The 12,198-nt window shown below is 44.1% G+C and carries 12 protein-coding genes; 3 read left to right on the forward strand and 9 right to left on the reverse strand.

Features of this window, described 5'->3' with window-relative positions; translation table 11 throughout:
• Nucleotides 1-189 precede the first annotated feature (189 nt).
• Nucleotides 190-678 carry a GNAT family N-acetyltransferase gene (locus NYE23_RS24110; protein ID WP_341081948.1) on the reverse strand — a complete coding sequence of 163 codons (489 nt, stop codon included), beginning with the start codon at nt 676-678 and terminating at the stop codon, nt 190-192.
• Between the two features lie 146 nt (nt 679-824).
• On the opposite strand from NYE23_RS24110, the gene NYE23_RS24115 reads away from it, so the two are divergent.
• On the forward strand, nt 825-2,144 hold the full coding sequence (locus NYE23_RS24115; protein ID WP_341081951.1) for a short-chain fatty acid transporter: 1,320 nt from the start codon (nt 825-827) through the stop codon (nt 2,142-2,144).
• Nucleotides 2,145-2,206: 62 nt separating this feature from the next.
• Here the strand turns inward: NYE23_RS24115 and NYE23_RS24120 are convergent, their stop codons facing one another.
• The 4 genes from NYE23_RS24120 to NYE23_RS24135 all read right to left on the reverse strand — a co-directional run bounded on the left by NYE23_RS24120 (nt 2,207) and on the right by NYE23_RS24135 (nt 5,097).
• Complete coding sequence (locus NYE23_RS24120) at nt 2,207-2,398, reverse strand: hypothetical protein (protein ID WP_341081952.1); 192 nt, start codon at nt 2,396-2,398, stop codon at nt 2,207-2,209.
• Nucleotides 2,399-2,464: 66 nt separating this feature from the next.
• Nucleotides 2,465-3,472, reverse strand: a complete 1,008-nt coding sequence (locus tag NYE23_RS24125; protein ID WP_341081954.1) for an ABC transporter ATP-binding protein — start codon at nt 3,470-3,472, stop codon at nt 2,465-2,467.
• Between the two features lie 11 nt (nt 3,473-3,483).
• A complete protein-coding gene (locus tag NYE23_RS24130; RefSeq protein ID WP_341081955.1) occupies nt 3,484-4,290 on the reverse strand; it encodes an ABC transporter permease in 807 nt (268 codons plus the stop codon).
• A 3-nt stretch (nt 4,291-4,293) separates the two neighbouring features.
• Nucleotides 4,294-5,097: an ABC transporter permease gene (locus NYE23_RS24135; protein ID WP_341081957.1), complete on the reverse strand. Its 804-nt coding sequence runs from the start codon at nt 5,095-5,097 to the stop codon at nt 4,294-4,296.
• Between the two features lie 263 nt (nt 5,098-5,360).
• Here NYE23_RS24135 and NYE23_RS24140 point away from each other — a divergent pair, with 263 nt between their 5' ends.
• Nucleotides 5,361-6,635, forward strand: coding sequence for a YjiH family protein (locus NYE23_RS24140; RefSeq protein WP_341082084.1), 1,275 nt, complete (start codon nt 5,361-5,363; stop codon nt 6,633-6,635).
• 42 nt (nt 6,636-6,677) lie between these two features.
• Here the strand turns inward: NYE23_RS24140 and NYE23_RS24145 are convergent, their stop codons facing one another.
• The 4 genes from NYE23_RS24145 to NYE23_RS24160 all read right to left on the reverse strand — a co-directional run bounded on the left by NYE23_RS24145 (nt 6,678) and on the right by NYE23_RS24160 (nt 10,859).
• Nucleotides 6,678-7,154, reverse strand: coding sequence for a hypothetical protein (locus NYE23_RS24145; RefSeq protein WP_341081959.1), 477 nt, complete (start codon nt 7,152-7,154; stop codon nt 6,678-6,680).
• Between the two features lie 20 nt (nt 7,155-7,174).
• A complete protein-coding gene (locus NYE23_RS24150; protein ID WP_341081960.1) occupies nt 7,175-8,272 on the reverse strand; it encodes a PRK06851 family protein in 1,098 nt (365 codons plus the stop codon).
• Between the two features lie 337 nt (nt 8,273-8,609).
• Nucleotides 8,610-9,086, reverse strand: a complete 477-nt coding sequence (gene ybaK / locus NYE23_RS24155) for a Cys-tRNA(Pro) deacylase (protein WP_341081961.1) — start codon at nt 9,084-9,086, stop codon at nt 8,610-8,612.
• Nucleotides 9,087-9,197: 111 nt separating this feature from the next.
• Nucleotides 9,198-10,859 carry a glycoside hydrolase family 13 protein gene (locus NYE23_RS24160; protein WP_341081963.1) on the reverse strand — a complete coding sequence of 554 codons (1,662 nt, stop codon included), beginning with the start codon at nt 10,857-10,859 and terminating at the stop codon, nt 9,198-9,200.
• A gap of 567 nt (nt 10,860-11,426) precedes the next feature.
• Here NYE23_RS24160 and NYE23_RS24165 point away from each other — a divergent pair.
• Nucleotides 11,427-11,999 carry an MEDS domain-containing protein gene (locus NYE23_RS24165; RefSeq protein ID WP_341081964.1) on the forward strand — a complete coding sequence of 191 codons (573 nt, stop codon included), beginning with the start codon at nt 11,427-11,429 and terminating at the stop codon, nt 11,997-11,999.
• The last annotated feature ends 199 nt before the right edge of the window (nt 12,000-12,198 follow it).

Consider the following 12,198-nt stretch of genomic DNA (forward strand, 5'->3'; position numbering starts at 1 on the left):
CCACTCCCTGACCGTGTTCGGACTCTAATTCCCGGATTTCTTCTCACTGTGTCTGAAGTTAAACCAGGTTTGGACTCAGAAAAAGGGATTCCCCCTTTCTCTGTCTGAAGTCGCACTAACTTCAGACACTAATACCCGGATTCACTTTTCCTGTGTCCGAAGTCTTCCCCGGGATTCGATCTATTAATATCATTCCACCTTCATAAACTGCCCCACTACCTCTTCTCCATCTTCAACCCTCAAAGTCTCCTGAACCTCAAGCTGATAATCCTTATACACCTTTTCCCAAAAACGGACGGCAGGCTCGTTTCGTTTTAATTGCTCGATATACCAGGTGCCCTTATAGTCACTAAAAAGCAGCCCCACAGCAGCTTGCCCCACTTTTTTCCCCCGGAACGAGTTATACAGGAAAAAGTCGTTGATGCAGTAGTCTGCTTTTGTTAACAAAGGGGCCCTCAGAAGCAGCAGGAACCCTGCCAGTTTGCCATCAGCCTTAATTAGATAAGGTTCAATGCCTTCCTTTTCCCACATTAATGAAAATGCATCAAATTCGAAGGTGCCTTCATCGTTTATATGCAAGACAGCTGTGTATTTTGTTAAATCATGCAGATAGAATGCATACATGTTTTTTATTATGTCCCGATCTTCGATTCCCGCTTTCACTATTTTAACGTCCATATCCCTAATCCCCTTTTCACTGTTTACTCTCCAAATTTAAATGGCAAAAGCCTTTTATACAAGAATTATTTCAGAAAAGGAGGAATAAACTGAATTTTACAGAAAGTATACTGAGTTCGAGAAATAATTTTTTAGGGGGTTGCAGCATGAGGGTACTTGTATCTTTCTTTAACCGCATTATGCAGCGGTATTTGCCGGATCCATTTTTATTTGTCATTATCCTAACCTTTGCGGTTTTTGGATTGGGCTTGATTTTTACTGATAATGGACCTTATCAGATGGTTCAGCATTGGGGAAATGGGTTTTGGGGCCTTTTGACTTTTTCCATGCAGATGGTGCTGGTTTTAGTCACAGGACATGTATTGGCCAGCAGCAGGATTTTTAAAAAGGGGTTAGGCGCCCTGGCATCATTGGCCAAGTCACCCGGCCAGGCCATCCTGATTGTGTCTTTCGTGTCGATGGTTGCAAGCTTAATTAACTGGGGGTTCGGCCTTGTAATTGGCGCCCTGTTTGCAAAAGAGCTTGCCAAAAAAGTGAAAAACGTGGATTACCGCCTGTTAATTGCAAGCGCTTACGGAGGGTTCGTTGTCTGGCACGGAGGAATCTCCGGCTCGATTCCATTGACGATTGCTACGCCGGGCCACTTCTCTGAAGATATGATTGGCGTTATTTCTACAGACCAGACGATTTTCGCCGGCTTTAATATCTTTATCGTTATTGCCCTATTATTGGTTTTGCCTTTTGTGAACCGCTTTATGATGCCATCGAAAGAGGAAACAATCGTGGTTGACCCTGCTCTTCTTCAAGAAGACATCCAGGCAGCTGCACTCGAAAAAGAGGCGATGACACCTGCTGAACGACTGGAAAACAGCCGCATCATTTCCTTGCTGGCCGGGATACTTGGACTTGTGTTCTTATTTTATTATTTCGCTACAAAGGGTTTTAATCTCAATCTGGATATCGTGAACTTCTTGTTCCTGTTCCTGGGCATTCTTTTCCACGGAACGCCAAAACAGTTCCTCGAAGCTGTTCTGAATGCGGTAAAAGGAGCTAGCGGAATCATTATCCAGTTCCCGTTTTATGCTGGAATCATGGGAATGATGACCGCCTCAGGGCTGGCTGCGGTGATGTCTGAAGCGTTTGTCAGCATTTCAAATGATTACACATTCCATTTCTTCACGTTTTTAAGTGCAGGTCTTGTGAACTTCTTCGTTCCTTCAGGGGGAGGACAGTGGGCTGTTCAGGCTCCGATTATGCTTGAAGCGGCTCAGTCAATGGGGGCTTCCATTCCCAAAACGGCCATGGCGGTCGCATGGGGTGATGCCTGGACCAACTTAATCCAGCCTTTCTGGGCGCTGCCGGCACTCGCCATTGCGGGGTTAAAAGCGAAAGACATCATGGGATTCTGCGTGCTGACTCTCCTTGTAAGCGGCGTGATTATTTCAATGGGATTCTTATTTTTCTAAAAGGAAAAGAGCATGGCACCTGCCATGCTCTTCTATTATGAGCAGAAGCCTCATCCGGAGGCTTACATTCCATTATGATGATCATTTTTCATGTTATGCATATAGGATTCCATGTAGGCTCTCTCTGACTCAGATACATGCTTTTCATTTTCCTCAGGGTCAAAATCGTCAATTCCATGCTTTTTATGCCACCAGTCTACAAACATGCCTGTTCCTAGCAATACTGCACAAAAGCCCAGCAAATATAGAATCATTTTGATCACCTCTATATAGTATATCAATTTTTCAGAAAATATTGATATATTAACCATGCCTATTTTTTACACTTTTACGGTCTCCGGCAGGTCCTGATAGCCCTCCTGATAAATGCGGCTGATGATCGATTCTATTGCAGGCTCTTCCACTGTGAGATCTTTGATATTATGTGTTTCGGTAATTTGCGCAATCAGTCCTGAAGCTGACACATCATCCCGGTTAAATCGGATCCAGAAGCGGCTTGCTTCTTCTTTAAACACTTCACCGCCCTTAAGCTTCAGGCTGTGTGATGATTCCTCCAGGTCAACGATGAGTGTCCTCATTTTGCCGAAACGCTCTTTGACGACTGCAATCTCCCCGTCATATACCTTTTGCCCATGGTCGATGAGGATCATCCGCTCACAGAGCTTTTCAATATCCTCCATATCATGGGTGGTTAAAATGACGGTTATGCTGCGCTCCTTATTAATCTCTTTTATGAAAGTCCTCATCTTTTCCTTTGCGACGACATCCAGGCCAATGGTCGGCTCATCCAGAAACAGAATGGGCGGGTCATGCAGCAGGGATGCGGCAATGTCAGCCCTCATCCTTTGCCCTAAGGAGAGCTGGCGGACCGGTGTGTTCAGGAATTCATCCAGCCCCAATATCTCTGTGAAGGTGTCCATATTTTCCTTATACCGCTTATCCGGAACCTGATAGATTTCCTTCAGCAGCTCAAACGATTCGATAGTAGGCAGATCCCACCAGAGTTGTGTTCTCTGGCCGAAAACCACTCCGATATTCTTGGCATTTTCCTGTCTGTTTTCATAGGGAATGATGCCATTCACCTTCACACTTCCGGAGGTTGGAACCAGAATGCCCGTCAGCATTTTGATGGTGGTGGACTTACCGGCGCCATTCGGCCCGATATAGCCGACCATTTCCCCTTCATTGATCGAAAAGCTGATGTCCTTCACAGCTTCTTTTTTAATATGTTCTCTTTTTACAAGGCTCTTCACAGCGCCAAGGAAGCCTGTCTCCCGCTTGGCAATCATAAAGTCCTTCATTAGATGTTCAACCTCTATAATCGGCATTTCCATCCCTCCTATGAACCTGTACTTTTATATCGCTTTAAACCCAGCATCCATATCGAATAAGCGATGGAAAAAAAGACGATGCCGACAAGCGGCGAGTAATACCCGATATTCTCCGGGAAAAAGGGTGTTTCTTTTTCAAGGAGCACAGCCGCGGGAAAATAGTTCACAAAGCCGAATGGAATGACAAAAGCTGTAAACCATTGGACGGCTTTCGGATAAATGACTAAAGGATAATTGGTCAGATTTCGGGCTGGAAACATAGCCACCCAGTAAAATTGCTCCGATTTCGTCGTCCAGAAAGCAAGAGCAGAAATCATGACAAGCAGTCCGCCCTGGATAAGGATGCCCCCAACCACAGATAACAGCAGAAACAAGCTTTTCCCAATTGTCCAATCCAGCTGCAGCTTAAAGCTGACCAAAATAAAAATGCCGATGCTGAAGATAAACTGCCCAAAAGAGGCGACATCAAATTTCATTGCCATGAAATGAAAAAAAGGATTGATTGGCCTGACAAGGAAGCGGTCAAACGTGCCGTTTAAAATGTAGGTGTCCAATCCCCTGAAATGGAAAAAGAGAATGATGCAGAAGCCCCAGGATAATATAGAGACAGCAAATAGAAACAGCATCTCGTAAAACGTCCAAGAGCCGAGTTCCTGAAACTGATAAAGCATGATCCACATCGTTAGAGCTGTACCTGTATAGGATGTAATGAGGCCCACAATCCTCATGACAAAAGCAAACCGGTACTGCAGCTGGGCTCTCACCCCTGCGGAGATGAGCTTGAAATACAAATCAAAATAGTTTAAAACACCCACACACTATCCCCCCTGCACCACTACTTTTTGAGATGCGCGATTCCAGACAAACCTTAACAGCAGATAACTGGCTGCAGCCCAGAATAATTGGACACCCAGGGAAAGCAGGATCTCACTTCCTGAGATTTTGCCTATAAAAATCGCATTTGGTATGTAATAGATTCCCTGAAACGGCAGATAAAGTGCCATCGTTTCCAGCCAGCCCGGGAAAAACCACAGCGGGATGACGGATCCGGACAGAAGGGACATCGCGAAGTAAAAGACATCGACAATGCCGCCCGTTTCAACAAGAAAAAAGGTAAGCAGACCGAATGACATTTCAATGCAATAGCGGATCAGGAATCCTATAAAAGCGGATACGATAAACAACGCCCAAGTCTCCCATCCTGAAGGCAATGTCAAATCCATAAAAATGAACATGACCGTATATAAAGGGAGCAGCGCTGTCAGTATGTAAAAGGCCACACTGCCAAAATCGGCAAAAAGGTAGCGGAGCGGCACATCAAACGGCCTCATTAATTCCAGGGAAATATCGCCGGTGCGAACCTTCTCCTGGATTTCCCACAGCGGGGTGCCTGCCCCATTAACTCCCGTTAAAAATTGACTGACCACAATATACGTCAGCATGGACTCAAAGCTGACGCCGCCAGCCTCTTCCCTGCCGGCATATAATGCTGTCCAGATCGAACCCCACATCAGCAGAAAAATGAGGTTTGAGCCGAGCCGTGACCATACATCAAACCGATAAACGGCCGAGCGAAGAAAAGCCTTTTTCGTGAAGGTCCAATATAACCGAAACCTGAACATCCGCACACCTGCTTTTTGATTTTTTTGATTATTTAATATTTTAACATAATATGGGAGCCAAAAAATAAGAAGTTTAAAAAGAAGGAAAACGGTGGAATTTAAGAGAAAGGGTTGGCTTTTTCAGGGGTAATGAATTAAAATAACATGTGGTTTATAAATATAAGAAAAAGGTGAATATATTGATTGACGCATCCAGAAAGAAGCATTCTTCTTCCGATTTGATAAAATTTCTCATACCGTCCTTAATTGGAATCAGCTTATTCATGGTTCCGATCAAATATCAGGGGGATATTACGATTCCCATCGCTATTTTTTCAGGATGGATCCAAAACCTGCTTACAGACTATCTTCCTGAAATTATGACCTTTATTATTGTTATTACATTCTTGGGTACATTGCTGGCGAAGCTCGCCAAGCCTGCTTTTATTGAAAAAAGCCCATTCTTCAAGAATTTATTTGACGTTCCCTACATCTGGGCCGCAGCGAGATTTATAGGCGCAGTTTTTGCTGTTATCACCCTATTTCAAATCGGACCTGAACAGATCTGGTCTGAAAACACAGGAGGACTGCTCTTAAATGACCTTCTGCCGATCCTGTTCTCGGTCTTTTTATTTGCAGGACTTTTCCTGCCATTACTTTTGAACTTCGGATTGCTTGAATTCTTTGGAGCACTTTTAACGAAAATCATGCGTCCGGTATTTAGGTTGCCGGGAAGGTCCTCTATTGACTGTGTAGCTTCCTGGCTTGGCGATGGTACGATTGGTGTTCTTCTGACCAGCAAGCAGTATGAAGAAGGCTATTATACGAAAAGGGAAGCAGCCATTATCGGCACAACGTTTTCTGTCGTATCGATTACCTTCAGCCTTGTCGTGATTTCACAGGTGAACCTTGGCCATATGTTTGTGCCTTTTTATCTGACCATCACAGCGGCAGGTTTCATCTGCGCCATTATCAGCCCCAGAATCTGGCCTCTGTCCAAAAAGCCTGATACGTATTATAACGGCCAGGAAGCGGAGCTTGATGAGAACATTCCTAAAGGGCACACTCCATTCAGCTGGGGGCTTAATCAGGCGTTAGATAAAGCACGCACCAATCAAAGCCTGAAAGCCTTCTTCCAGGATGGCGCCAAAAACATTCTGGATATGTGGATGGGTGTAGCCCCAATTGTCATGGCTTTGGGAACATTGGCTCTGATCGTTGCCGAATACACACCGGTTTTCACGTATCTGGGAATGCCGTTCATTCCATTGCTTGAATTGATGCAGGTGCCGGAAGCAAGAGCCGCTTCTGAAACACTTGTGGTCGGTTTTGCCGATATGTTCCTGCCATCCGTGATTGGGGCAAGCATAGAAAGCGAGATGACGCGATTTATTGTGGCTGCAGTATCTGTTACCCAGCTGATTTATATGTCAGAGGTTGGCGGACTTCTGCTCGGTTCCAAAATACCTGTATCCTTCTGGGATCTTGTTATTATCTTTATACAGCGAACACTTATTACGCTGCCGGTAATCGTTCTGGCTGCACATCTTCTTTTTTAACATACAAAAGAGGTATCCTTATGCGGGATACCTCTTTTAGTATTAAAAGCATTGAAAGGAACGAATTCTCCTCAAGTCTGTTCCGTAATACGTCCAGCGCCAATTTCTCCAGCGCCAGCCGGCTACAGAGTCTCTTCCGACAAAGGTCGGGTAGAACCAGAAACTGTTGCCGTTTTGCAGCCATATAAAGGTATATCGGAATAGGCAGCCTCTTATGGCACCAGGGTCAACAGCGAACGTGCTGACCTGCTGCATTTGAGGGGTGAAGCTTGGCGGCGGAGACGATGGCGGTCCATCCTGTCCTCCAGGGCCTCCTCCACCGCCCGGGAAACCTGGCGGCTGTCCCGGTGGCCCAAATCCGCCGCCCGGCCCACCTGGTGGCGGTCCTGGCGGTCCAAACCCTCCGCCTGGAAAACCAGGGATGCCGAAGCCTCCTCCTGATCCCCCGCCCGGAAAAATGCGTCCATGTTCATTTTGCTCATACATATATGGATAAAACGGATAGTTCATATAATCCATTACGATACTCCTTTCGAGATTTAGACTTTTTCTGCAATCAGCAGCAATTCAGAGCGAACCTGTTCTTTGATCCGGTCAACCACTGAAAAGTCCATGCTGTTGACATAGATTTTTTCCAGCGTGTCCCGCTGAGTTTTTGCCCGTGCCAGATAAGATATGGCTTCGGTCATTTTATTTTTATAACGGGTGCTGATATCCTTTAGCTGTTCAGCATAAATTTCATCTGTGCCTGAGTTGATCGTTATTTCATACATGTCTACGATTTCATCGCCATCACGATTCGGAAAATATTCATGCGGAGCTGTGCTGTCAAAGATAGCGAGGCCCAGCTCGCGTACGATGATCATATCCAGGCTGTGCGGATCAAATCCGCAATGATAGATTTCAATATCAAATCCCCGGCTTTCAGCTTCTTTTGCCAGCTTCTTCAGCATGGTGGACTTGCCTGAACCCGGACGCCCTTTTATGAAGTATCTTTTTTGAATATCCTCCGTAAGATTCGGCACAAAATCCACCGCTCCGATCGGAGTGGCTGCCCCTAAATAACGATGCTTTACACATGGAGACTTATTTAGTTTCATATTTCCGTAGAAGGTGGAAATCAACTTTTTCGTCAGTTCATCTGCCTTCTGGAAATTCATATTTTCTATATAGATTTTTTCCCATTCATCATGAATCCTCAGTGCTTCGGCAAACGTGTCATAAGCCGTTGCAAAGGAATTACTGATCTGGCCCGACAGTACGGTAATTTCTTCTTTACATGCAGCCAGTGCCCTTGAATCCCAGGCTTCGCCAAGATTGATATATTCTTCGACCGCGCCGGGTGCTTTCGGTTCGATCACATGCGGTGCTGTTCCATCGACAATGCCTGCTTTTAAAGAAGGAATGATGACGCCATCGAGCGATTGACTGTCAGATGAGCAATAAATGTATTCCAGGTCATAGCCTTTTTCAGACAGTTCCTTCCCGATTGCTTTCATCAAGGATGATTTGCCTGTTCCCGGTCCGCCTTTTAAAATATATAGGCGATCAAGCCCTGCCAGGTTCGATTCGAATAAATTGTGGAATCCCCGGGCTGTATTCCCGCCGGCGAAGTATTTTAATATTTTCCCAGCCACTCCTACACTTCCTTTCGAAATGCATTTTCACCTTACAGTATGCAAAGGGAGCAGGATGGGTGAAAGCCTATTTAGAAAAACGGAAGCGCCTTGCCCACGAAGGAACGCAGACTAAGATCGCCACGTCCTGTGGCAACGTCTGCATGACCCGCATCCTGCGGGCCTCAAGCACAAGACGAGCCTGCCGGAAAGGCGTTCTTTGCCTTTTTGGCAGGATTGGCTTGTGATCTCGAGGGGGTAGGCTGCTTGCGCCAGACAATTATCGACGTTCAAAAATTTTAACTTTTTTCGAAAAAAAAGAGTGCTGAATTATGGTGATTCAGCACTCTTGCTTCAATTATTTGATTAAATCTGCCAGCTCAGCACCAATGGCCTTCTGCAGGTCGTCCACCTTGAGCTCCATCTGCATGCCAATTTTGCCTCCGCTGACAATAATCAGATCAAGGTCTTCTGCCTTTGCGTCAATGAAAGAGGAATATTGCTTTTTCATTCCGACAGGAGAGCAGCCTCCGCGGATGTAGCCGGTGAGCTTCTGGATATCTTTGACCGGAATCATTTCCACTTTCTTTTCGCCGGCAGCTTTTGCGGCTTTTTTCAGGTCGAGCTCTTCTATCACGGGAATGATGAACACGAAGATTTGCTTGCTGTGGCCTTGAGCAACTAAAGTTTTATAGACGGCTTCAGGATTTTTGCCGATCTTCTCCGCAACGGAAACACCATCAATTTTCCCATCCTGGCTGTCATAGGTAATCAGTTCATAAACGATCTTTTGAGCATCGAGCATACGCATCGCATTTGTTTTACCCTTTGCCATTGGCTGCGCCTCCATTGGTTATTTTCCTCATTTTAGCATTTTTGGCCGGTTTCAAAAAGGCACAGGCAAAATAATAGCAGGATCCCAAAAAGAGAATCCTGCCAATAGAAATTATTTCAATCGGTACACGCGGGCTTCATAAGGCTTCAGTGTAAATGAATCCATATCACCATGTTTTTCAACCGGATAGTTATTCAATAAAAGCTGCTCATAAGAAAGCTTATCATCTGCTTCAAAAGATGCTTCCTCTGTTGAAAGGTTTGTAATCACGACTACCTTGTCATCATCGGATGTACGGGTATAGGCAAAGATTTGCTGGTCATCTTCAAGAAGCAAATCATATTGGCCATAAGTGAAGACTTCATTTTCTTTTTTCAACCGAATCATTTTTTTATAGAAAGAAAGGATAGATTCCCCGTCCTGCGATTGGATCTCCACATTGATCTCCTTATAGTTCGGATTCACCTTCATCCACGGCTGGCCTTTAGTGAATCCTGCGTTTTCTTTAGAGGACCACTGCATTGGCGTACGGCTGTTATCACGGGAAGAAGCCCAGATGATGTCCATAATGTCCTGATGGGACATGCCTTCCTCTTTCTTCAGCCGGTACAGGTTCTTCACTGCTACGTCATCATAGTCTTCAATGGAAGGGAATTGGACATTAGTCATGCCAATTTCCTGTCCCTGATAAATGAATGGCGTACCCTGCATCAGGAAGTACATGGCACTCATAGCTGTTGCGCTTTGCTGCCAGTATTCCTCATCATTTCCCCATGTGGAAACGACACGCGGCTTATCGTGGTTCTCGATGAATAACGCGTTCCATCCGTCCGCTTCCAGGCCTTTCTGCCAGCGGGTCAGAACTTTTTTCAGCTCGACAATATCAACCTCGGGATTTGTTTCCGCGTCCCAAAGACCAAGGTGTTCAAATTGGAAAATCATATCCATTTTACCTTGTTCTTCACCTACCCAAAGGTCAGCTTCATCCACGGTAACACCGTTTGCTTCGCCGACTGTCATCACATCATAGTTCGCATAGGTGCGGTCTTTAAATTCCTTTAAGTACTCGTGAATGCCTTCCTGGTTCATATGCATATCAAAGGAAGAAACAAACTTTTTCTTCTTTGGGTTCGGCATATCAGGCAGGCCGGCACGCTTTTTGATATGGCTGATGGCATCAATCCGGAAGCCGTCGATTCCCTTATCAAGCCACCAGTTCACCGTATCATATAAAGCCTCGCGGACCTCTTTATTCTCCCAGTTCAAATCAGGCTGCTTGGTGGAAAAAACATGCAGGTAATACTGCTCCGTCTTCTCATCATATTCCCATGCCGATCCGCCGAAAATACTTTCCCAGTTATTCGGCTCCTTGCCATCCTTTCCGTCTCTCCAAATATACCAGTCCCTTTTCGGGCTCTCTTTGGACTCCCGGGACTCAATGAACCACGGATGCTCATCACTTGTATGGTTCAGCACAAGATCCAGAATCAGCTTCATATCGCGCTTATGAACCTCATCCATCAGCTGATTGAAATCCTCCATCGAACCGAAGTCCTCCATGATATCCTGGTAGTCTGAAATATCGTATCCATTATCATCATTAGGGGATTTGTACATCGGGCAAATCCAGATAACATCAATGCCTAACCCTTTAATATAATCCAGCCGCTGAATAATTCCCTGAAGATCGCCAATTCCATCTCCGTTCGAATCCTGGAAACTGCGGGGATAAATTTGATATCCAACTGCTTCTTTCCACCATACCTTTTTCATGTTAACACCCTCATTATATATAAATTTCTATTCTATAATCCTTTTGGTGCGCAAACGTTTGCATTAAGCGGCATAAAAAAAGCTGCCTGCTTAATGCATGTGCATACTACTACAGTAAGTGTAACGCTTACAATTCAATTTTTCAATACCCTAATTAAATTAGGATTTATAGAAAAAGAAAACACGCATATTAGCGGGTTTTCTCTTTATTCAAATAGTCAGAATTGAAGTGAAAGCCAATTCACAGGACCTCACCTCCTAACTATATAACGAAGGTCAATGGTAAAGGTTCTCAATATTTTCAGTTATTCAAGTGTTCAGAATAACTACACGAGTATAAAGCCCTTCTCAATATCATATAAAATTAGAGTATTGCCAATATGGGGAATGTTTTGTAACAATTTTCGCTATTTTATTACAACACTTCTTATTTTCTAACAAAACTTATGGTTTAAATCAAATTTTAATGTGTTATGGTTAAAGAAAGGAGCATGGATTCTTCTATGTGAGCCTCCCTTTGAGATGGAAGGGAAAATAAGACAAATAGAGGAAAGTAGGGGTGAGATCATGAATAGCAAAATGAACCAGTTGTTTGAGCAGCAAAAGAGTGTTCATGTGCTGTATTCCTATAATGGAATGAAGCAATACATTGAACAGGTGGTGAGCTTTATCCAAAATGGCGTTAAGGCAGGGGATTACATTATTCTTATAGAAGATGACCGTGTCTACCCAATTATACATAAAGAACTGAGCAGAAGGTTAAATGAGGAAAATTTGAAGTTTGTTCATTTTGTAAACAACTACGATTTTTATTATTCAAGTGGAAGCTACCATCCTCCTGCAATCACTGAGTATTTTACTAAAATGGTACAGCCGTATGTAGAAAGGAAAATCTCATTTCGATCTTGGGCACATGTGGAGTGGTCCAGTATGAAAGATCCGCTTCATTTGATTGAGGACTTTGAAAAAATAGTAGACGAAGCTGTTAATACACTTTCTTTCCCATTAATTTGTGCGTATGAAGGAGAGAAAATGCCAGATTTCCTCAGGACTATTTTGATGGAAACTCATCCATATGTTTTATTTGAAGATGATCTCATTATCTCCGAACAATACCAGCAAGCAGAGGATGTAAAATAACTAATCGCAAGTCTTATTCTAATGTCCTGCCTTATTTGAAATTTAACTATATAAGAAAAAGCAGCCTGGCTTGTCAGCAGATTCTGACAATACATTACTTGAATATTTTTAAATTATTTATACAGTTATGGCAAGTTCGTCACACTCGACAACTCCTTTTTCGGACTGTGCCCAATTATTCTGCAAAAACAGCCTAAAA

It is taken from the genome of Cytobacillus sp. FSL H8-0458, assembly GCF_038002165.1.
Lineage (GTDB): Bacteria > Bacillota > Bacilli > Bacillales > Cytobacillaceae > Cytobacillus.